We start from the raw sequence: 25,606 nt of genomic DNA on the forward strand, positions 1-25,606 counted from the left end.
CCCCCCCGCCCCCCGCCCCCCCCCCCCCCCGCCCCCCCCCCCCCCCGGCGCGGGGCCCCGGCTCGACCACGTCCGGCGGCGCGGGCGCCCTCGGCGGCGAGACCTTCCTGCTCCCGTCCCTGTTGCGTGCCGCAACGGTGCGCGTGAACAGCCACATCCTGTCGGGCGGCGACGTGGTGCTCCACGCCGGGCGCGGCCCCCCGGCGTCCGACGGACCCGTCTCCCTCCGCGTCGACGTCGACGCCGCCATCACCCTCCTCGACCCCACCGCCTCCCTCGAGATCTCGCCCTCCGCGCAGACGCCGGCGATCACGCCGCCTGCCGGGGCCATCCTCGTCTCCGCCGCCGCAGGCGGCACCGTCACCCTCGGTCGCGCCACCCTCTCGTTCGCCGCAGGCGCACTGCCCGCCGACGCCTGGGTCACGATCACCGCGCGGGATGCTGCGGTCCCCGGCATCCTCACCCGCTCCGCCGTCTTCGACCTCCGGGCATACGACGCCCGGACCGGCACCCTGATCTCGACCTTCCTGATCGATCCGGTGCTGACCATCGCCGTCGCGAGCACGATCGGCCAGCCGCGCATCTGGTACGTCGCACCGGACGGCTCGGTCCAGGCGATCGCGACCACCGCGGATGCCGCAGCCGGCACTCTGACCGCCGCGCTCCCCCACTTCTCGGACTACGTCGCAGGCTCCCCGCTGGCCGGCATCGTCGGCATCATCGTGCAGCAGCTCGAGGCGTACGTCGCGAGCCACCCGTACGACCAGGACCTCGACGACATCGTGCTCGGCGACGCACTTTCGCTGACCGGCATCCACCTGTCCATCTCGCTGAGCGGGCTCACCTCGCCGTACACGGGGACCGCGAGCTTCACCGCGACGCTCCGGCTCGACCTCGCCGTCGGCGCTCTGCGCATCCAGGCGAGCGCCGCGGTCAGCGCGACGTACACGCTCGCGGCCGCGACGACGCTCGACGCCGGAAGCCTGCTGATCACCCTGGGCCCGGCCACACCGGACACGTCGTTCGGCATCTCGGTGTCGGCGGGCGGCACCGACATCGCGGCGCTGGCCGTGACGTCGGCCACGCTCAGCCAGGACGGCTCCGACCTTACGATCACGGCAACCGGGGTCTCCGCCGCCTTCGGCGACGCGGTCAAGATCACCGGCGGGACGCTGCGCCTGGTCTCCCGCGACGACACCGGCGACGTCGACTTCACGCTCACCGGCGGCACCGTGAGCTTCAGCGCCGGCGGCTCGGGTCTGACCGTGTCGAACGCGACGTTGAGCTACAGCGGCGCCGACGGCCTCGCGCTGGCTGGCGACGTCGAGCTCGACATCGCCGACACCACGCTCAGCGGCAGGGTGCGCATCACGCATGCGGCGGGCGTCACGACGCTCATCGTCAGTGAGCTCCGTGCGACGCTCGCCTCGGGCAGCGCGCAGACCCTCGACCTCGCCGACGGCGGCGGCACCCTCGTGCTCGCTCCCGCCGGCGTCAGCGGCGTGCTCACCGCGACGGTCGTCGCGACGGGCTTCGTGACCGCCACACTCGCGGGCCGCGTCGAGATCGACACGGCCGCCGGCACCACGGCGGTCGCGATCGCGGCCCGGAACCTCGGCATCGACCTCGGCGGCGGGCTCGCGCTGTCGGGCGCGGTCGTCGGGCTGTACGTCGAGTCATCGGCCACCGGAACCACGATGGCGCTCGACGCGAGCGGCACGGTGTCCCTCACCGGCTGGACGGACGTCGCGGTCAGCGGCCTCTTCCGCGCGCGGGTGAACGGGTTCACCGGCGCGGTCGACGAGGTCGTCGCGCTCGGCGACGGCACCGGTGAGGTCGCGATCGTGTTCGCCGTGGCCGAAGGCGACTCCTACAGCGGGACCGGCCTCACGATCACGGTGCTGGGCCAGGCGATGACGGGCGACCTGCAGTTCGCCACCACGGCCGATGGATTCACCGTGACTGTCGCGAATCTGTCGCTCGCCTTCGGCGCCGGCGCGGCCTCCGCCCGCTTCGAGAACGGCGCCGGCACCCTCACCCTCGACGGAGGCGAGGCCACCGCCACGCTGACCGGCGACCTGCGGATCGCGGTGCCCGGTCTCGCCCTCGACACGTCGCTCGACCTCGACCTCAGCACGGCCGCCGCGGATCGCCACGTGCGCGTGAGCGGAACGGGCGTCATCCTGACGCTGGCCGGACAGCAGATCACCTTCGACGAGTTCACGGTGGAGCGCGCTGTCGTCGGCGGCGCGACCCAGACGCGGATCACCGTCGCGGGCGGCGCCTTCGCGATCACGTCGGGCACGACCGACCTCCTCGCCCTCTCGGACATCACCGGATCCCTGACGATCGCGCCGACGGGCGTCGCCGGGCGGCTGAGCGCGGGCATCACGTCCGAGGTCACCGGCTTCTCGTTCGCATCGCTGGTGGGCGTCGCGGTGAACACCGGATCCGCCGCCGTCGGCGATCTGCCCGCCGGACCGTATCTGCGCATCGAGGCCACGGGCACGGTGGTCACGGTCGCGGGTCAGGAGCTCACCGCCGACCTCACGTTCGAACGCGGCGTCGACGCCGCCGGCACGGTGATCATGCGCGCCGGGGTGGCGAACGGCCGACTGGTGTTCTCCGCGGGCGGCACGCCCGTCGTCACGCTGACGAAGGGCGCAGGGGCGCTCGTGATCTCGGCTGCCGGCGTCGCCGCCTCGTTCACCGGAGTCGTCGCGGTCGCCCTGCCGGGCGTCTCGTTCACGGGCGCCCTGGCCGTGCGGCTGAACACGACCGGTGCGGACGTCGACACCACCGTCACCGTGGGCGCGACGGACGTCGCGCTGGTCCTCCCGGCCGGAGGCGCGAGCTACCTCCAGCTGGCGGGCACCGACGTCGTGCTCACCATCGCCGGGCAGCGCCTCACCGGCTCCGTCTCGGTGGAGCGCACCGGTGGCGTGACGACGATCGGCATCACCGACGGCAGCCTCGCCTTCGGCGACGGGATCCTGACGGTCACCGGTGTGACGGCGACGCTCGGCGTCGGCGCCGGCGGCGTCTGGGGCTCTTTCACCGGTACACCGGCCCTCGTCCTTCCCGGCGTGGGCATCAGCGCCGGCTCGCTCACCGTGGAGTTCAACACGGACACCGCGGCACACAGCGCGATCGCGCCCGGTGCGTTCCGAGTCGGAGCCTCCTCCCTCGTGGTCACCGTCGCGGGGGTGTCGATCACCGGCACCGTCTGGTTCGAGCGGACCGTCACGTCGGGGTCGGCCTCTTACCGGGTCGCGGTGACCGGCGGCACGGCGAGCCTCGGTTCGTTCGTCTCGGTCTCGGCCATCACGGGGGCGTTCGTGATCACCCCCGCCGGCGTCGCCGGCAGCATCTCGGCGACCGCGAACCTGAGCGTGCCCGAGTTCCTCTCCGTGACGGGAACGACGGTGAGCGTCGCGGTGAACACGACGCCGGGGCCGCTCGACGCGGGAAGCGGCGTCCTGCCGGCAGGACCGTATCTTCGCGTCGAGGTGTCGGGGCTCACCGCGGAGATCCTGGGGGCGGGCACGATCGAGGGCTCGTTCGCCTTCACCCGATCGACCGCGCCGGGTGGGGTGCCGGAGACGATCGTCGCGATGACGGGAGTCGCCGTGACGCTCGACGGCGACTCCGACCCTTCGCTCTTCGACGGGTCGGGTGCGCTGATCCTCCGCGCCGACGGTGTCGCGGGCTTCCTGTCGGGGTCGGCGTCGCTCGGCGGCGGCGGGGTGTCGGTGGACGGCACCGTGCTGCTGCAGATCAACACCACGGCGGTCGCCATCGACACGGTTCTGCGCGTCGGCGGCTCGGACCTGGTCTTCAAGCTCCCGGCGCCGGCGAGCGGCGACATCATCTTCAGCCTGACCGCGTCGGACCTCACCCTGACGATCGGCGATTTCGTCACCATCGAGGGCAACCTCACCTTCAGCGACACGGTCATCGGCGGCGTGCCGGTGCGCGTGGTCGCAGCATCCGGTCTCACGATCTTCCTCGGGCGAGGCCCGGCGTTCCTCGAATCCGGGGCGCTCAACCCTCTCGCAATGGGAGTGCTCCTCACCGACGCCACGATCGGCCTCGTCGAAATGGGCGGAGGCCACGCGTTCGTCGCGACGGGCACGGTCAGCATCATCGGCGTGCCCGGCGTCACCATCACGGGCACGACCAGCGTGCGCGTCAACGACACCGGCCTGGCGGTCACCCAGACCATCGAGATCCCCGGCAGCACCGCGCCGGGAGTGCTGGTCGATTTCGCCACGGATGCTGCGATCACCGAGTTCGTCGTCAGCGGAGCGACGCTCGCCTTCGGCGGGCAATCGCTGAGCGGCACGTTCTCGTTCGGCCGTGACGGCACCGATCTCACCCTCTCGGTCAGCGACGGGGCGATCGCCCTCGGGGATGCCGTCGCCGTCACCGGTATCCAGGGCGACCTCGTCGTGCGCTCCGGCGGCGTGGCGGGCACCCTGAGCGCCACGATCACGATCGCCGCGCTCGGCGTGAACGCCGTGCTCGCCGAGCTCGCGATCAACACGTCGGCGGCCGCCGTGACCGTGGGCGCCGCGGCGCTCCCCGCCGGTCCGTACCTGAGGGTCGCGCTCACCGGCCTCGACCTCGCCGTGCTCGGTCAGACGATCCGCGCCGACATCGCCGTCGAAAGGGTGACGGCCGGCGGCGTCGCCACCACGGTCGTCGGGCTCACGAACGTCGCGCTCTTCCTCGGCGACGACGGCGGTACCCCTGGTGACACCGGCACCGCTCTCGACGACGACCTGGGCGTGCGGCTGAGCGCGGGATCCGGCATCCTCGTGCTCACGGCGGCAGGCTTCGCCGGACGCATCGACGGCACGATCTCGGTGCGCCTCGGCGCCGACGCGAGCCTCGAGGGCGAGCTCTCCCTCGTGCTCAACACCACCGGAGCGCGCGTGCAGGCGGCGGTGGTCGTCGGAACCACGGCCCACGCGCTCGACGTCGCCGCCGGTCCGTACCTCCGCTTCGAGGGAGCAGGCCTCACGCTCGAGGTGCTCGGCCAGTCGCTCACCGCGAACATCGCGATCGAGCGGGTCACGCCGCTCGGCGTGGGGGGTGCGCCGGACACCACGAAGACCCTCTTGCGGGTCGCCGCCACGGACGTCGAGCTGCGGCTCGCCGGCGGCGCCCTCGTGCTGTCGCGCGGAGCCGCGCTGATCCTGCTGTCGTCCGCCGGCGCCTCCTCGACCTTCGCCGGCCGCATCACCGGCGACCTGGCCCTCGACGTCCCCGGCGTCGCCTTCTCGGCCGGACTGGCCGTCGAGTTCAACACCGGAACGGATGCCGTCGACCAGACGTTCCTCGTCCGCGGTCAGACCCTGACGCTCGCCCTCCCGGCGGGCGGCGCGACCGGTTACGTGCGGGTCGCCGGCACGGCGGTCGCGGTCACGATCGCCGGGCAGACGCTGACCACCGACATCGAGGTCGTCGACGACGGCGGCACACTGACCCTCACCCTTCGCAACACGCGGATCGTGCTCGGCGGAGCGGCCCCGCTGCTCACGGTGAGCCAGCCGGCATCCGGCACCGGCTCCACGGCGACGATCGTGCTGGCACCCGAGGGGGCATACGGCGCGATCACCGTCGCCGTCGCGTTCGGGGTCTCCGACATCGCGGTGACGGGCACCATCACCGTCGCCTTCAACACGACCGGCACGGCGCAGACCGTCGCCGGGTGGTCGGAAGCCCTCCCCGGCGGCCTGATTCGCGTCGGCGGCGAGAACCTCACCATCATCGTTCTCGGCCAGTCGCTCAGCGCCGACGTGACCTTCGAGCAGGTGGCCGGCGCGACCGGCACGGTGGTGCGGGTCGGCGTCGCGAACGTCGCCCTCGCCCTCGGCCCGCTCACGGTGAGCGACGGCTCGGGGCTCTTCGTCGTCACCCCGAACGGTGTGGCCGGCTCGCTCTCGCTCACGGTCGGCGTGTCGGGCTCGGCCTTCTCCCTCGATGGCTCCTTCGAGCTGCAGGTGAACACGACCTCGCTCGCGGTGAACGACACGCTCCAGGTCGGCGCCGGCACCGTGACCATCGACGTCCCCGCGGGGCCGTACCTGCGCATCGCCGGTACGGGGGTCGTCCTGACGGTGCTGGATCAGCGGATCCGCGCGGATGCCGCGTTCGAACGCGCGACCTCCTACGGCGCCGACGGCGTCGCGGGCGGCACCGACGACTCTGTGGTCACCCGCATCGCGCTCACGAACGTCTCGGTCTCGATCGGGGCGGGTTCCGCGGCGCTGTCGCTCACGGGTGGCGAGGCGCTCTTCGTGCTGCCGTCGACCGGCGGACTCGCGGGCCGCGTCACGGGCACGGCCGCGCTGACCGGTGTGCCCGGCGTCAGCATCGCCGCGACGCTGACGATCGAGATCAACACCACCTCCGGGGAGGTCGACGAGACCGTCCGGGTGGGTACGGGCACCGTGTCGGTGAACCTCCCCGCGGGCGGATCGGGCGGGTATCTGCGGGTCGTGGGCGACGACGTCGCGATCGTCATCGCGGGCCAGTCCCTCGCCGGGGACATCGAGGTCGTCACACAGGGCACCGCGCTCACGCTGACGGTGTCGAGCGGCGTCATCGTGTTCGGCACCCCGACATCGCCCCTCGTGCGCGTCACGGGCATCCAGGGGTCCTTCCGGATCACGGCCGCCGGCATGGCGGGCTCGCTGGCGGCCACGCTGGAAGTCACGGTGCCCGGGCTGGCGGTGAGCGGCGACGTCGCGGTGCAGGTCAACTCCGGCCTCGCCGCGGTGACGCTCGACCCGGGTGGACCCGCGGAGGTCGTCGTGCAGCCGGGCCTCAAGATCGAGGTGACCGGCGCGAGCATCACGGTCGCGGGCCAGTCGCTCGGCGCCGCCCGCGTGCTCATCAGCCGCACCCCGACCGGCGAGGTCGCCTTCGCGGTGACCGACCTCACGCTGCAGCTCGGGACGTTCGTGAACGTCACCGCGGCGCACCACTGGTCGGGGGCCCTGATCGTGACGCCCGGCGGTGTCGCTGCCGGCTTCTCCGGCAGCGTGACCGGGATCTTCTCGCTCCCCGCGGGTCTCACACTCGGCGGCGACATCGCGTTCGCGATCAACACGTCGACCGCGGCGGTGCGCCGCACCGACCTGGGCATCGACGTCCCCGCCGGCCCCTTCCTGCACTTCTCCGTCACCGGCGGCGTGCTGGGCGTCGCGGGCGGCCCGTCGTTCTCGGGGAACTTCCTCCTCAGCCGTACCGCGACCGGTATCACGACGATCGCGTTCAGCGACGTCTCGGTCGCCCTGACGCCCGAAGGCGGCGACGGGCTCGAGATCGTCGACGGTCGCGGCGCGTTCCTGTTGACCACCGGCGGCATCGTCGGCACGTTCTCCGGCGCCATTGCAGCCGCAGCGGGCGGGCTCGAAGCCGAGGCCACCGTCGCTGTCCGGTACAACGGCACCACGCAGCCGCTCAACCAGACGATCACGGTCGGTGGAGTGGACGTGCCGCTGGTCTTCGCGGCCGACGAGATCGCCGACGCCGGAGGCGCCTTCATCGCCCTGGCGGTGTCGGGCTCGATCAAGCTCGGCGACTTCGTCGAGATCATCGGCAGCGTCGACTTCAGCGGCGCCGAGCTCGCGGTGTCCGACCTCACGGTCTTCGTCGGGCAAGGTCCCGGATTCGTCGAGGACGACGCACGCAACCCCTTCGCCGTCGGCCTCTACCTGACCGGCGTCAACGGCTTCGTCAAGGGCACCACCGGCAGCCGCGTCGTCGCGATCTCGGGAACGGTCGAGCTCGTGGGCATCCCGGGCGTCACGCTCGCGGGCACGGCGTGGATCTCCTACAACGAGACCACCACCGAGCAGGTGCTCGGCACGGGAGACGATGCCGTCACCGTGGCGGAGGGCGCAGCCGGAGCACCGCATCTGCTCGTGGTCGGCGACCTCACCCTCGCGGTCGCCGGGCAGGAGCTCACCGGCACGTTCGCCTTCGAGACGCTCGCCGGGGGCGGGCTGCGCGTGCGTTTCGGGGCCGACGCCCGCGACGGCGGGTCGCCCCTCACCCTCAGTCTCGGAGACGGCGTCGCTATCGCCACCGTCGCCGCCGGGACGCTCGAACTCACACCGCAGGGCCTCGCGACGGTCCTGGTCGCGAATCTGACGCTCAACGCGGGCGACGAGGTCGAACTGACGGGCGACATCGGCCTGCAGCTCAACACCTCGACGGCGGCCCGCACCGTCGGCGGAGTGGTGCTGCCCGCGAGTTCGCTGCGGGTTCAGGTGGGCACCCTCGCCGCGCCGGCGGCCCTCACCATCGCCGGACAGACCCTGTCCGGAGTCTTCGTCTTCTCGCAGGTGCGCGGGCCGGTGCTGCCGAGCGCTCCCCCGGGCACTCCGGCACCCAGCACGACCGTGATCATCGCGTCGGCGCTGACGCTGTCGCTCGGCACCACGACTGCGGGCGTTCGGCTCACCGACGGCTCCGCCGTATTCCTCATGCGGGACTCGGGGCTCGCCGGACGCATCACCGGCACGGTCCGATTCCTGGTCCCCGGCGACGCCGTGCGGTTCAGCGGCACGTTCACCGTCGCGGTCAACTCCGGCCCTGCGGTGGACGAGAGCTTCCAGGTCGACGGAACCACCGTCGCGCTCGACCTGCTCGCAGGCCCCTTCCTCCGCGTCGAGGGCACCGATGTGGCGATCGTCGTCGCGGGGCAGCGGCTCTCCGGCGACTTCACGTTCACCCAGTCCGGAAGCGGCCCGTCGGCCACCACGGTGATCAGCATCGCGGATGCGAGCGCCGGCTTCGGCGACGGCACCACGGACTTCGTGTCGCTCACCGGAGGCGAGGGTGAGTTCGTCCTCAGCGCCACCGGCGTCGCCGGCACCGTGAGCGGAACCCTCGCGGTGACGCTGCCGGGGATCCTCGTGAGCGGCGACTTCGCGGTGGTGCTCGACACGACCGATCCGGCGGCGAGTTCGATCTCCGTGGCCGGCGAGAACATCACCATCGACATCGGCGGATTCCTGCTCACCGAGGGTGAGGTCGGCTTCTCGCAGCGCACCGTCGGCGGCGTCAGGATCGTCGACATCTCGATCGCCGCGGTCGCCGACTTCGGAGCGCCGATCGGAGAGCTCTCGCTGACGGGAGCGCTGCAGATCGGCGCGACCGGGCTCGCCGGCATCCTGACCATCGAAGGTGCGAGCATCTCTCTCGGCGGCGGCGTCACGGTCGCGGCGTCCGCGCTGCGGTTCGAGATCAACCGGTCGACCCAGGCGATCGTGCTCGCCGATCCCTCGCACACGCGACTGGAGGCCGGGCCGTACCTGCGGATCGCCGGCGAAGGCATCGCGGTCGTGATCGGCGACGTGACCCTCACCGCGAACCTGCTGTTCCAGCAGGCGACGTCGAGCGGCGGGTCGGCGCGCACCGTCATCGCCGTGGCCGGAGGCGAAGTGCGGCTGGGATCCGATGCGCCGATCCTCACCGGCGTCGAGGGGATCATCGTCCTGACGCCCGCCGGCATGGCGATGCGTCTGGGCGGGACGCTCGACCTCGGCGCACTGCTGCCGTCCGGGGTGACGATCGCCGGCTCGTTCGCGCTGGCGATGAATCAGTCGGCCACCCCGGTCACCGAGTCCGTGACCGTCGGCGGACGCACGGTCGCGCTCGATCTGCCCGGCAACCTCGCCGTCCGCGTGAGCGGCACGGGCGTCGTCCTCGCGATCGCCGGCCAGTCGCTCACCGGCGACTTCGCGTTCGAGCGCTCCGGGACCACGACCACGATCGTGCTCGCGAACGTCGGCCTGCGGATCGGCGACGGCGGGACGGACATCCTGACGCTTGCGGCTGGCGCGGGCACGCTCGAGCTCGGCGCGACAGGGATGTTCGGCTCCGTGTCGGGCACCGTCGCGCTCACCGTGCCCGGCGTGACCGCCTCCTCCGCGATGACCCTCTCGATCGACACGCGACCGGCAACCAAGGCCTTCGCCCTCTCGGTGAACGACCTCGCCCTCGATCTCGCCGGCCAGACGCTCACGGGCGACTTCACCTTCGAGCAGGCGGGCGTCGGCGCCTCCCGCGTCGTCAAGGTCACCGCATCCGACGTCCGGCTCTTCCTGGGCGACCCGAAGGGCGCCGGTGACGCCGATGACGTCGGGCTGCGCCTGACCGGCGGGACCGGCGCGTTCCTGCTGACCTCCGCCGGCATGGCGGTCGACGTCTCGGCGAACATCGCCCTCGTCGGCCTCGACGCCATCCCGTTCTCGCTCGGCACCGGACTCGCGATCCGGCTGCAGATCAACACCGCGCCCACCGCCGTCAAGACGACGCTCGGCGCACTGAGCCTCGACCTTCCGGCCGGCCGATTCGTACGCGTCGAGGTGACCGGCGGGGTCACGGTGTTCGGCCAGTCACTGTCGGGCACCTTCCTGTTCGAGCAGGTGCGCGGCGGCGGAGCCGACGGGCGCGCGGGCACGTCCGACGACGTGAACATCCTGCGCATCGCGGCGACGAATGTGGCGTTGTTCGTGGGCGACGACGGCGGAACCCCCGGCGACTCCCCTGCCGACGTCGCAGACGACATCGGCATGCGGCTCACGGGCGGCACGGCTCTCGTGCTCGTGACGAGCGCCGGCATCGGCGCGTCGATCTCCGCGACGGCGTCGATCCGCCTCGGCCCCGGCATCCAGGCCACCGCGAAGGTGGGCGTGCAGATCAGCGACATGCGCCGGACCGTCGGCACCAAGATCGTCCCCGTCGCGGTCGACGAGGAGTTCGTCGTGGGCGGTCAGACGCTCACGCTCGAGCTTCCGGCCGGTCCGTACTTCAGGGTCGGGGTGACCGCGCTCACGCTGACGATCGCCGGTCAGCAGCTCACGGCCGACATCTCGTTCGAGAAGTCCACGGCGATCGGTCCGGACGGCAGCGTGGGCACGCCCGACGACGTGACCACTCAGAAGATCCGCTTCGCCCACGTGTCGCTGCGCCTCGGGACGCCCGATCGCGACGTCGTCGTCGTGCGCGACGGCTCCGGCGCCTTCGACATCGTCGGCAAGAGCGGGACGGTCGCCGGCGGCATCGCGGGGCGCATCCAGGCGACGGTGGAGCTGTTCATCCCCGGCGTGTCGTTCTCCGGAGCGCTCGAGGTCCAGATCAACACGCTCCTCAACCCGTACCCGGTCGACGGCGCGACGATCGCCTCGGGGCTCAAGGTCGCGGGGCTCGACATCTCCCTCGAGGTGATGGGGCAGCGCCTCACGGGCGACTTCGCGTTCGCGAAGGAGACCCCGAGCGGCCGGATCACTCTGGCGCTTTCCGACGTGGTGCTGGAGCTCGGCGACGGCACCCGCACCTACGTGACAGCCACCATCTCGTCGGGGATCATCGAGGTGACTCGCAGCGGCATCGCCGGAGCGCTGATCGCCGGGTTCACGCTGAACTCCGCCGTGCTGCCCGGCGTCACCGTGGACGCCGACGTCATCGTCCAGGTCAACAACACGACCGTCGACGCGAACCCGTCGCTCGAAGTCGGCGGATCGACGGTCGCGTTCTCCATCCCCAAGAACACGCTCCGCGTACAGGTGGGCCTCGTCGGCGACCCGGCCGCGATCGGGATCCTCGGCCAGACGCTCAAGGGTGTCGCCGTCTTCGAGCAGACCAAGACCGCCGCCGGCGCCAAGATCGTGCGGATGGCCTTCACCGACGTCGAGCTCTTCCTCGGCGACCCGGGGGCCGACCTCGCGTCGACCGCCGACGACGTCGGGGTTCGGCTGACGAACGGGCGCGGCGCGTTCATCATCACGCCCACCGGCATGGCGGGCGAGATCGCCGGCAGTGTCACCACCCCGGGACTGCCCCTCACGATCACCGCCGACCTCACGCTGCAGCTGAACACGCTCGTCACGAACGGCCAGGGCGTCGTCGTGAACGAGGTGTTCCGGTTCGCCGGAGTCTCGGTGACGACGGTGGCCGACGGCAAGGCGGGCTCGGCCGAGGTCCAGCGCATCACCGTCTCGGCGCCGAGCGGCAACTTCACGCTCGCGATCGACGCCGACAAGGACGGCGTGCTCGAGGCGAGCGAGATCAGCGGTCCGATCGACGTCGGGGCCGCAGCATCCGTCGTCGATGCCGCGATCGAGGCGCTCCTCGACTCGGATGCCGCCACCGACCGCGTGACGGTCGCTCTCGCCGGCAGCCAGTACACCGTCACCTGGAACGCGAACGGCAACCAGGCCGCCCTGCAGGCCAATGTCCGCGTGCTGCGGCTCCCCAAGGGTCCGTTCCTGCGCGTCGCGGCCGAGAACATCGAGATCGGCATCCAGAACGGCACCGAGACCCTCACGATCACCGCGGACTTCGCCTTCGAGCGGATCGGCTCGGGCGTCAACCAGGTCAGCAAGATCGCGCTCGCGAACGTGACGCTCGACGCCGGCGAGGACACCGGCGGCGACAACCCCGGCATCGTGGAGGGCTCCGGCTTCTTCGTCGTCTTCTCCCCCGGCGCCACGACGTCGACCAGCCCGGTCAGGACGACGGCCACCGGAGGCATCGCGGGCATCATCACGGGCAAGGCCGAAGTCACGGTGCCGGGCTTCTCGGCGTCGGCCTCGCTGGGCTTCACCGTGAACACCACGGGCGCGGAGGTGACGCAGTCGATCGTCGTGGGCGGCGAGACCCTCACGCTCGACGTGCCCGCGGCGCCCGTCTTCCAGTTCATCGTGCAGGACCTCGACTTCAGCTTTGGGGACGTGCTCGAGATCCGCGCGGGTCAGTTCGCGATCAGCGGCGATGCGTTCTCGGGGTCTGGACTCGAGATCTTCATCGGATCGGGGCCGTCGAAGCTCGCGGGCGGCGGGCTCAATCCCGCCGCCGTCGGCGTGCTGATCCGCAACGCCTCCGTCGACTTCAAGCGCGACGTCACCGGATGGGCGCTGCGCGCGACCGGCGAGCTCGCGCTGCTCGGGCTCGACGGGCTCAACATCGTCGGCACGGTGCAGTTCCAGGTGAACACCTCCGACGCCACGACCTTCACCTTCTCGAGCGCCACCGGATCGGGTGCGAACGCCATCGCCGCCGGCTCCGTCGCGGCGGGCGCCTTCAGCTTCGCCGCGACCGGCATGGAGATCCGGGCGGGCGACACGGTGAGCCTGCGCGGTTCGCTCCGCATCAACCGTCAGATCGACGGAACGCTGGCGCTCGCACTGTCCAACGCCTCGATCTTCGTGGGCTTCAGCGCCACGAGCGTCGCGAGCATGAGCGGCTTGGCGAGCTTCACGATCTCGCCGGTCAACGGCTTCCAGCTGGTGAACTTCAAGCTCGCCGCGTTCTCCATGCTCTCGGCGATGCCGGTCGCGCAGACCGCCTGCGTCGCGGCGGATCCGCGGCCCATCTGCTCCCAGCCCGCCCCGGTGGTGACGGCGGATCTCGTCAACCCGGTCCGCGGCTCGGTGTTCAACGGATCGAGCATCACGACGCTGCGGGTGCGCTTCACGCCCTCGAGCGGCACGATCCTCGCGACCTCGGTGACCGACGTCGACCCCGAGTTCTCCATCAGCGTCGCCGGCGCGTCCGGCACCTGGACGCCCGGCACGGCGGTGGCGGTCGCCGGGATGCCGAATACCTGGGACTACGCGATCACCGGCCCCGCCCTGCCCGGCGCCGCGATCGTCACGATCACCTTCATCGACGGCAGCGTGACCGCGGGAAGCGCGTCGCTGGTCGGCGAACAGGAGCAGTTCTTCCGGCTGGCACCCGTCGCGCCGGGCGGAGTATCCGCCCCGGTCGCGTCGATCGCCACGCCGGCGATCAGCCTCGCCCAGCTGAACGCGCAGGGCTACATCGACATCACGTTCACGAACCTGCCGAAACCCGATGGGGCGGGCGGCACGCTCCCCGCCGACCCGATCGACAAGGGACCGATCGAGAACGCGACGGTCGCGCCGTTCACGATCAGCGGCCTCGTCGGGGACCTCGAGATGACGGGGTCGCGCCCCACGATCGTCGGAGCGCCGCTCCTGATCGCCGGCGCCGCCGCGAGCTCGACCAGCGTCACCTACCGGTACTTCCTCAAGGACAAGAACCCGAACAACACGCTGGGCCTGTTCACCGGCACCGGCACGATCTCGATCGTGCTCGACCGCGATGCGATCGTGCAGTCCGGCGGGCCGACGCAGGGGACGCAGAGCCTGTCGGTCACCGTGTCGCCAGCGGCGGCCGGAGAGATCACGACCGGCGGTCCCCTTGCACTCGGTCCGCTGACGCTGCAGGGCCCGACGATCGGCCTCGGCGGCTTCGGGTTCGCCGACGGAAAGGTGCTCGTCTCGGTGATCGTCGGCGTCCAGCGGGCTTCGCTCGCCTTCGGCGGCAACCCGACCACGGGGCAGCAGTCGGCGGCGCAGACGAACTCGGGTGTGACGGTCGACCTCATCGGCATCCAGGGCTCGTTCGAGCTCGCCGTCGACGTGTTCGGGCTCCTCGGCGGCAACGTCGACATCCGCCTCACCGGAAAGTGGGGGCTGCAGGTCGCCGCGCTCGACGCGCAGATCCCCGGGGTCGCCCGCCTCCAGGCGACAGGCATCAAGATCGCGTACGACCCGAAGGGGGCGATCGACCAGGAGATCGTCAAGATCAACACCGCCACGATCACGCTCCCGTCCTTCGGGATCACCGGGTCGCTGCGGCCCTACAACCCAGCCGCGTCCTCCAACATCACCGCCAACAACGACGTGGCACTCGGGGCGGGACTCATCCCCGGACTGACCGTCTACGGCAATGGCTTCCGGCTCGGCACGGCCGAGCTGGCCTACGGCATCGCCCCGGCGGCCGGCGGCACGCCGGATCCGGGCAACGCGCTGGCGCCGACGGCGGCGGACCGGAAGATCACACTCGGCGGGATCCTCGAGCTCGACGACATCCGTGTCGGCGTCTCCGGCCTCGAGGTCCGCTTCCCGCCGGCCGGCGCGCCGAGCTCCGAGACCGCCGGGTTCACGGGCCAGATCTACATCGCGACCGGCGGCGCCAAACTCTTCCCCGGTCGCGCCTACGGCGCCACCCTGACCGACCGTCTGACGGCAGACGACCGTCGGCCGGACGGCTCGCCCGACGACGAGGCGTTCCGCATCGCGCTCACCTTCAGCGGGGGCAAGGTCGACGCGTTCCAGCTCACCGTCGACACCCTCGAGATCCGCCTCGGCACGTACGTGACCCTCACGGCCCGCGACTTCCGCCTCGACACCGGTGCCGAGGGCGCCGAATACATGGTCCAGCTGCAGGCCGTCGGCGCGAAGGTCACGATCGGCTCGCTCGTGATCGCGGGCGAGGGCCGCAACTTCGCGATCACCGGCGACGGCTCCTTCAAGGCGCTCCCGGGCTTCGGAGTGTTCCTCTCGGTCGGCTCCGCCACCGGGGACAGCTTCAAGTGGCCGGCGTTCCTCCCGGTACGCATCGACGCGATCGGCATCCAATGGGACGACATCGAGAACCGCCCTGGCGACTTCGTCTTGATCCTGTCGGCCAGCGTGACCGGCATCCAGGGGCTGCAGGGCCTGCAGATCACGGGCGCCATCCAGGGCATCCGCATCCAGCCGTCGCTGCTGCTCGAAGGCAAGTTCCCGATCATCGGCATCGACTCGATCGGCGTCACCGTCAAGGGCAAGATGCTCGGCGGCGAGGTGTCCGCCGGGCTGGTCGGCGGCATCCTGAAACTCGATTCGAACTACTCGATCATCGGCGTCTTCGACACGACGACGGCGGTGCATCAGCGTGTGTTCTACCTCGGCCTCGAGGGGACGATCTCGATCGCCGGCCTCGCCGGGTTCGGCCTGCGACTGGGCCTTTCCGAGCTCGGTCCGCTGCAGGTCTACATCACGGCGAACATCCCGGGCGGCATCATGCTGGTGCCGCAGATCGGCCTGGTGCTCAACGACTTCGCCGCCGGCGTCGAGTTCTTCAAGACGCTGCCGTCGATCGAGGATCCGTTCGCCCTGCGCTCGTCGGCCTTCCAGCTGCCGACCGTGCTCTCGGCCGCCGAGTGGCTGCTGTCGCTGCAGAACCAGGTCGCCCTGCAGGCCCGGACGATCTCGACGAACCCGGGCCAGAGCGGCTTCGCCGCCGCGTTCACGTCGCCCATGGTGATCACCGGGTCCGCCCGCATCTATTCGATCTTCACGTCGCAAGCGGTGTTCAACGGTCAGGTGATCGTCAAGATTTCGACCGACGGCAAGATCCTGATCATCGGCAAGCTGAACTTCGCACAGGACAACATCTCCATCAGCGGCCGCCTGTACGCGGATCTGTCGAAGGTCGCCAACGGCGACGCCACGGTGCTCTTCCTCGCGGACTTCCCCGACCAGGTGCGACTGCTGACCATCTACGGGAAGCTCAGGATGGGCTTCCGCGACTCGTCCGGCAACGAGGTGGCCTTCGACGTGGTCGAGGGTGCGGACCCGATCGCCACCGGCACCCCGCCCGTGATCGACCTCGGAGGTCCGACGACCAACGGCGGCACGATCGACGTCGGCGTCGTCAACGGGGCAGCCGGTTCGACGAAGTACCTCGACATCTCCTACACGCCGGCGGCCGGTGCGAGCCTCGACCTCGCGAGCGTCCTGACCGACCAGGTGAAGTTCACCCTCACCCGCGGGTCCGACCCGCCGCGGGTGTTCACCTTCACACGCCCGGTGCCGATCCTGGCGGTGACCACCGCGGGTGGGATGACGCTCGCCGAGCTGCAGGTCGACAGCACGGGTGCCTTCTACATGGCCGACGGCGCACGCGTCGACGTCCTGACGCGCGCCTCGCTCGCCGAGACCCAGGGAGTCGAGGCCGACGCCATCACCGACTCCGAGCTGCTCACCGCGGCAGTGCGGATCAGCGGCACGACCCGTTTCCGCTACGCGATCGGCACGGACGACCTCGGCATGGGGCGCTGGGTGATCGACTTCGCGCAGGGCGCGGTCAAGAATGCCGACCTCACGACGGCCGCGGGCACGACGGCCGGCGCCCCGAGTGCCGCCACCCAGCTGTCCTTCACCGTGACCGGTGCGACCGCGGTCATCACGAACCCGACCCCGGGCGCCTCCGTCGACATCAACGTCGTGAACGGCCGGGCGTGGATCACGGTCACGTTCACCAAGCCGACGCTCTTCACCATCGACCAGGCGTCGATCACCGATCTCGCCGCCGAGTTCCAGCTGTCGGGCCCGGGCCTCGGCACGATCCAGCTCGACGGCACGCAGGCGCCGCAGCTCGTCGACACGACCGCGACCACCCTGACGTACCGCTACTGGCTCACCGGCCGCTTCGCGACCACCGGCGCGGTCAACCTCACGTTCCTGTCGGGCAGCTGGTCGTACCTGTTCACGCTCAGCGGTGCGCTCACCGTCACGGATGAACCCACCGAGACGGGCGCGGGCAGCGTCGGCATCCGCTTCCCGACCGGTGGACAGCTCGGGCTTCCCGTCGGCTTCACCGTCGACCCCGATTCCGTCATCAGCCGCCTCGCCGGCCTGACGCTCGGCGGCACCGGCTGGGCGCTGACGCGCGACGCCTCCGCGCCGATCACGGCGACGGGAACGCCCGGCGAGTTCCGCATCCCGGTCATCGTCACCACCGTCGGCAGCGGCGCGCTGACCGCCACGCTGGCCGCGAGCCCGCTCGGTTACCGGGGCACCGTCTCGGCGGGCGCCCAGCCGGGGCAGACCCTCACCGTCACGCCCACGGCGTACGTCGACGTCGACTTCGATGCCGCGGTGAACGGCCGGAACCTCGACATCGCCTCGATCCTCGACCTCGCGCCCGAGTTCGAGCTCTTCGGCGAGGGCCTGGGCACGATCGTGCTCGACGGCGCTCGAGCGCCGGCGCAGATCAACGGCGCGCCGGCCGGCAAGCTCCGCTTCCGCTTCTGGGTCACGGGACAGTACGAAGCAGGCCTCTCGGTGCAGCTGACCCGGCTCGCGGGCGGCTGGTCGTACCTCGCGGCGGTCGCCCCGACGGCTTCCTCCCTCACGGCACCCGCACCGGCACCGCAGCCGCCCCTCGCGTGGAGTGCGGAGATCACCGTGACGTTCCCGGATGCCGCGGGCGCGGGGCTTCCGTCCGGCTACGCGGTCGATGCAGCATCCGTGATCGGCCGTCTCAGCGCGCTCGTGTTCACCGCATCGGCCGCCGGGTGGACCGTGGTGCGCGACACGTCGCGCGCCATCCGTGCGGGCGCAGGCGCCTTCGAGTTCATCGTGCCGGTCGTGGTCGAGCGCGAGACGGCGGCCACCGCGACGTCCTCCGTCACGATCGCCGCGGTGCAGGTCGGGTACTCCGACACCACGACGCCGGTTCCGGATGCCGCGTACACGGCGCCCGCGCGCGACTACATTGACGTGCCGTTCGCGGTTCCGACGGGACTGCTCATCGACACCGCCACGCTGATCGCGGGCCTCCCCGAGATCACGCTGCAGGTGAACGGGGCGACCGTGACCCTCGGAGCGCGCACCCTGCTGTCCGTCGAGGACGGGGTCGTCTGGGTGCGCTACCAACTGGCCGTGGCGCTGGCGGCAGGCGACGACGTGGAGGTCACCTTCCTGGCCGGCGGCTGGTCGTACACGCTCCCTGACGGCACCACCGCCTACACGGGCGCGCAGCCGTCCGCGGGCACGCAGGCGGGGGTCCCCCAGGCGGTCACGGTCAACGCGGCGGACCGTCAGGTCACCTACCTCGACGTGACGTTCATCCCGCCCGTGTCGGTCGGCGGCATCACGTACGCGATCGTCCCGGGCTCGGTCGACGGCGACGAGTTCGTGCTCAGCGGCCCCGGGGCGAACGGCGTGCAGATCACGGGCGTGGTCCCCCTCGGCGGCAACACCTGGCGGTTCCTCCTGCGCGGCACCTTCCTCCCGGGCCGCGTGGACGTGGTGTTCGACCTCACGGCGTTCACCGTGAACCCGGACCGTGGGCCTCCAGCCGGCACGACCCTCACCCAGTCCTTCCAGGTCGTGGGCGCTACCGGCGACGTCGTGCAGACGGTGCCCGACAACCCGTCCACGCCGAACACGAACGAGGCGACGGTCCGCCAGATCGCCGGTGCCACCATCGGCCGAGACCTCGTCAACGGCCTCAAGTACTTCGAGATCCGCTTCCGCGGCGCCTCCGGCTCCGGCATCGACCACTCGACCATCAACGGCGATGAGCTCGAGTTCCGTGACGCCGCCGGCAACCTCATCACCCTCTCCGCGCCGGTCCGCGTGGGAACGAGCGACACCTACCGCTACTCCTTCACGGCGAACCTCGCCGTCGGCTCCTACACGATGACGTTCCGCGCCGGCAGCTTCGCCGACATCGGCGGGGTGCTCAACTCGGCCGAGACCGAGACCTTCACGGTCACCGCCCCGACCGCAGCGCTCATCGACCCGACCCCGGGGTCCGTGCTCGACGTCAGTGAGCTCGCGCAGCGCGGCTGGGTCGACATCACGTTCCACGCCCTGGGCGGCCTCCAGGTCGACCGGACGACCATCACCGACGCCGACTCCGAGATCGTCGTCAAGGTCGGCACGACCGAGCTGGACGTCATCGGGGCCGCGCTCCTCGTGACCGGCACGACGTACCGCTACTTCTTCTCGGGTCACGTCTCCGGTGACATCACCGTGTCGTTCGTCGACGGGTCGTGGAAGAACACGCAGGGCGTCATCTACTCGGCCGCGAGCCACCCGGCGGCAGCGTCCGCCGAGGCGGACCTCACCGACGCCGTGATCCGCCCGCGCACGTGGATCGGGGTGCGTCTCACCCCCGTCGCGGGCGCGGCCGTCGACACCACGAGCCTGGGCGCCGACGATCTGACGCTCACCGGCGGCGGGACGCAGGCGATGACGTATGCCGGGGTGCAGTTCGGCGACGGCATCGCCCGCTACTCGTACACGCTGGCGTCCGACCTGACCGCGGGCACCGTCACCGTGACCTTCGCGCCGGGGGCATGGCGCGACACGGCCGGAAACCTCGCCGACGGCGGCGCGCAGAGCTTCAGGCTGATCGTGCAGGGCACCTCGTTCTTCATCGAGCTGTCCGGCGGGATCATGCTGCAGGCGGGCGACTTCCTCGATGAACCGCTCCTGCACATCCACGCCGAGGTCGTCCTCGAGATCGACACGACGCGCAACCTGTTCATGTTGACGTTCGTCGGTCAGATCGAGGTCTACAAGCTCGGCACCCTCGGTGCGACCGCCGGGCGCTTCGTGCTGCTCGTCGGCGACGAGTCGACCAACCCGATGCACCCGATCCCGCAGTTCTGGGGCGTCGCGTCGGTCGAGATGAACTTCGAGTTCCTCGAGCAGTTCGGCATCCACCTCGACGGCTCCGCGCAGCTGCGCATCAACCTCACGAACGAGGTCAAGACCGAGGTCATCACACTCCCCGGCGTCGGTCCCGGCGGCTCCGACCTGACCGAGACGTTCGTCCTGCAGCCGTTCAGCTTCGGGTTCCAGATCCTCGGCCAGCTCATCGTCGCCCCCGGCGGAACGGAGCTCATGCGGGTGCAGGGCGGGGTGTACCTGAACATCTCGCTGGATCCCCCGACGCCGAAGATGGACATGTTCCTGACCGGGCACCTCTCGTTCGGCTACGGCTCGGCCAGGCTCGAGTACGGCTCCGTCACGGGTCTGCTGATGATCCGCACGGACGGCCCGCTGCCCGGCGTCGCCGGCAGCATCCGCGTCGCCACCGGAGTCGGCATCGGACTGCCTGACGTCGGCTCGCTCTTCTCGGCCACCGGTTCGGTGAACGTCATCTTCAACACGACGCTCGCCGATCAGACCTTCGTCGTGCCCAACGCCTTCCTGCCGCTGCTGCTGCCGGGGCAGGCGCCGGTGTTCTACATCCCTGCCGCTCCCCCGGGCATCGACGGCCAGCCCGATCCGTCGGCGACCGGGCCGAGCATCTACGTCGTGGCCGCGATCCAGGCCGAACTGACCATCGGCGGCGCGTTCACCCTCACCGGATTCATCGGCATCACGGCAGCGATCGACCCGACGGGCACCGCCTATCTCAAGGTCGACGGGATGGTCGGCACGACGATCCCCTACCTCGGATCCCTCACCGGCGCGCTGAACCTCGCTGTCTACGTCGGCGCGCAGACCGGCGTGGTGGGCCGCGTGCAGCTCACCCTCGGGGTCAACGCGATCCCCGGTCTGTCGCTCAACGGCCAGTTCCTCCTCGAGATCAACACCTTCTCGAACGCGCGTCAGATCCGCACCTTCGTGGTCGAGACCGAGACCGTCAACGGCAGCCCGGTCTTCGGCGGGTTCGCCCGCGACGCGCAGGACCGGCTCATCGTCGAGAACCAGACGATCAACGTGATCGCCGGCTTCCGCCTGGAGATGTACGGGTCGCTCAAGGTGCTGAACGTGCTCGAGATCACGGGGCACGTCGTGCTCACGATCAGCGCGTCCGAGCTCTCCCTCCTGGTCAACGGCCGCGCTGCGCTGGATCCGTTCGGGGAGCTCACGATCGTCGACTCCGGCTTCTCCATCACGAGCCAGGGGGTCGTCGCCCGGTTCGCGATCGCCCTCGACGTGGGCTTCGGCGAGGACATCGGCATCGGCTTCTCGGCGAGCGCGGTCATCCAGCTCAACACGACCGGGTCCGCGAAGATGATCGGCTCGACGAGCGTCGCGCCCGGATTCCTCCTCCGGCTCGACGGGGCGATCGACTTCCTCGGCTTCGCCAGGGGCTCCGGCTTCGCCGAGATCCGCATCGCGGCCGGCGCCTTCGAGATGTCGTTCGGCGTCGACTTCAACCTCGCCGGGCTCACGTTCCGGGCCACCGGCCGGGCGGGGGTGTACGACGACGGCTTCGTGATGGCCGTGGCCGTCAGCGCCTCGGCCGATGCGTTCATCTTCAGCCTGAGCGCGAGCGGCGAGCTGCGCATCAACACCGTCGGCGAGCGCCGCAACGGTGTCGATCCTGGATTCAAGCTCCAGCTCACCGGCTCGGTCACGCTCCTGCGGCTGTTCAGCTTCGACGCCGGCTTCACGATCGAGGTCGGCAAGACGAGTGCGACCGACACGACGTACTCCTCCGGCGACTGGTACCTCGATGCCTACGCGACGCTCAACTTCTTCATCGCCGACCTGTCCGGATCGATCTTCCTGAACTCGGACGGCAACTTCAGCCTCAAGCTGTCGGGGCGCATGCAGCTCGGGGGCTCGTTCATGGGCATCCGTGGCGAGTTCCACCTCGAGGTGTCGTTCCTGAAGCACGAAGACGACGGCATCGTCTGGTACACGCTGTTCATCGGCGGCGGCGCCAGCGTCGAGGTGTACTTCGATTTCAAGATCTTCGAGATCAGCCTCGGCGTCGGGCTCGACCTCTCCGTCTCCGCAGATTCCCGCGACGGCGTCGACAGCGACGGGGACGGCTTCGGCGAAGTGCCCTTGCGCTTCAAGATCACGGTGCGGTTCAAGATCCTGGGCACCTGGTATTCGCGCAGCGACACCTTCACCATCGGGACCGTGTCGTTCCCGGTCGTGCCCTACCTCGCCAGCAACGGCACCACGGGCAACCCGGACCCGTACCACGACCTGCGCGCGTGGCGTTCGACCGATCGCGACCTCTACGTCAACGTGGGCGGCAGTCCGCAGCGCACCGCGAGGAACGTCGCCACGTCGGTGACGAACGAGACCGTCTTCATCGAGCAGATCGGCAGCCTGAACAACGGGCTCGCGACCATCCGGATCACGGCGTTCGGGTACTCCCGCACGTACGCGAACGTGCAGCGCATCCACGCGAACTTCGGCGACGGCGTCGACAACCTCGTCATCGACCCCAGCGTGGAGATCCCGGTGACCATCGACGGCGGGTCCGGCGACGACACGATCCTGCTGCAGGGCTCGAGCTCCGGCAGCGTGCTCAGCGGCGGTTCCGAGAACGACACGATCACGGTCACCGGCACGGCGAGCGCGACCGTCAACGGCGGCACGGGCAACGACATCCTGCGTCACACCGGATCCGGCACGGTCACGCTCAACGGCGACGACGGCAACGACCAGCTGTTCGGCAGCAGCATCACCGACATCCTCAACGGCGGCGGCGACAACGACACGCTCTCGGGTCTGGCCCGCCGCTACGACGGCGGGTCCGGCGACGACTCCATCGCGGCGACCGTCGCGGTGTTCACCTCCGGCGACGCGCAGGTCGTGATCGGCGGGTCCGGCACCGACACGCTCACGCTCTCGCTGAGCGGCGGAGCGGACCTGCTGACGGTCGCCAACCCGGCCTCGAGCACGCTGAGCCTCGACCTCGGAGGCGTCGTCAAGACGACCTCGGCGATCGAGCGCCTCATCGTCGACGCCGGCGCGGGAGCCGACCAGATCACCCTCGACGACATCACCGGCAACTCGTCAGGGCTGACGCGGGTCGACGTCGCGCTCGGCACCGGCAGCACCGATCTCGTGACGGTGCGTGGCTCGAACACGGCGGGTGACACCTTCGCCGTCACGACCGACAGCGGCCAGACCAGGGTGACGCGCACCTCGGGCGCCGCGTACGCGGTCTGGATCTCGGGCGGCGTGCGCGGCCAGGGCGACGCGCTCGTCGTGGAGGGTCGCGGCGGCGCCGACTCGATCTCCGCCGCCGGAGTCATCGCGAACCAGCTCGCGCTGACCCTCCGGGGCGGCACCGAGAACGACACACTCGTCGGCTCCATGTTCGATGACGTGCTGGACTCCGGACTCGGCGACGACACCGTGACCGGTGGGCCGGGCCAGGATCAGTTCTTCGACGACGGCGGCACCGACACGCTCGTCGAATCCTTCACCACCGGCGACTTCGGTCTCTACGGCAACCTGTTCGTCGTGGGGCTGGCCGTCGGCACCGACTTCGGCGTGGGCTCGATCGCCGAGGACCTCAAGGGCATCTTCGAGACCGCGCGCCTGACGTCCACGGGGGCCGGGGCGACGACGATCCTCGTGGGCGACGCCGACGGCACCGTGACGGTCGCCGGGGTGACGCGCACGGCCACCCCGTGGACCGGGACCGCATACCTCGACGCCGGGCCGGGGGCCGACCTGGTGCGCGTCGAGCTCACCCGCTCGACCGGCCTGGCGGTGCACGTGGTCGACACGTCCGGGACCGACCGGCTCGAGGTCTGGGGTTCCACCGCTCCCGACGACCTCATCGTCGACGTGGTGGCCGCGCCGCCGGCGGGAACGCAGGCGAACCGCATCCGCCGCGTCGCGTTCGACGACGCCGGCGTGATGACGACGCTCGGAACGATCACGCACTCCGGCGTGGAGCTCGTCGAGATCCGCACGCTCGCCGGCGGCGACCGCGTGGCCGTGCAGGCCATCCAGGTCGAGCACCGCATCTTCACGGGTGAGCACACCGACCGCGTCGCGGTCGGCTCGCGTGCCGCCGGAGCCGGCACCACGAACACCACCTGGACGAACACCGGCGGAGACGTCAACGCGATCGCCGCGCTCCTGGTCGTCTCGGGCGGCTCCGGCCCGGGCGCGATCCTCGGTGCGGATCTCCTCGCCGTGGATGACAGCGGCGACACTGCGCCCAACACCGGCGAGCTGACCTCCGATCGCATCACCGGTCTCGGCATGACCGCCGGCATCACCTACTCGGGCTTCGAGGCGCTGACGATCGACCTCGGCTCCGGCGGCGACACGTTCACGATCCACTCCACCCACACCGGGACGACGGCCCTCACCACATGGAACGGCGCCGACACCGTCATCGTGCGCAGCGTCGCGGGATCCACCGCCGTCAGCACCGGGGAAGGCAGCGACACCGTACGCGTCAGCTCGACCCTCACCGGCATCGGAGGCGTCCTGACCGGCATCACCGCGCCCCTCACCATCTCGGGCGGCTCGGGCACCGACACGCTGTTCCTCGACGACGCCGCGACGGTGCTCGATCGCATCGGGGTCGTCACCACCACGTCGGTGGCCGGACTGGGGATGACCGGAGGGATGCCGCGGCCCAGCCTCGTGCAGGTGGTCACCGTCGCGGGTGCCGTCGACGGCCGTTTCGCCCTGACCGTCGCGGGCCTCGGCACGACCGGGCAGCTCGCCTTCGACGCGACCGCAGCGCAGGTGCAGGCGGCGATCGCCGCTCTGGTCGGCGCGGGCAACGTCGTCGTCACGAAGGCCGGCACCCGCTGGACCGTTGCCTGGACCGGAGCGCTCGCAGGCACCGCGGGATGGGCGCGTCTGCTCACGATCGCGGCGGTCGCCGGGCACGCCCTCGTGCCGGCGGGCGCCTCCGTCACCACGGGCACCCTCGCCATGACCGACGGCCGCGTCGACTATGCCGCGTTCGAGACGCTCGATCTCACGCTCGGTTCGGGCTCGGACGTGCTCAACGTCGACTCGACCCACGCGGCCGCGACGACGGTCCGGGCGGCGGACGGCGACGACCGGGTGTTCGTGGAGGGGCTCTCGGGTCCGACAACGGTCCTCGGCCAGAACGGGGCCGACTGGCTGGTGGTCAATGCTGCGCCCGGGCCCGTCGGCATGAACCCGATGGACGGACAGGCCCTCGACCTCGACGGCGGCGCGCACTCCGACTACTTCGTCATCGACCTGTTCGGCATCGGCAACAGCCGGATCAA

General features: G+C 70.8%; 1 protein-coding gene (cut by a window edge). It reads left to right on the forward strand.

The features are described 5' to 3' along the window. Positions 1–143: 143 nt before the first annotated feature. Positions 144–25,606, forward strand: the 5' portion of a protein-coding gene (locus ACLBXX_RS07845; protein WP_447657580.1) for a hypothetical protein. Its footprint extends 8,884 nt past the window's final position; 25,463 of the gene's 34,347 nt are visible here — the first part of the coding sequence; the start codon lies at positions 144–146; the stop codon falls past the right edge of the window.

This window comes from Microbacterium sp. C23T (assembly GCF_053345975.1).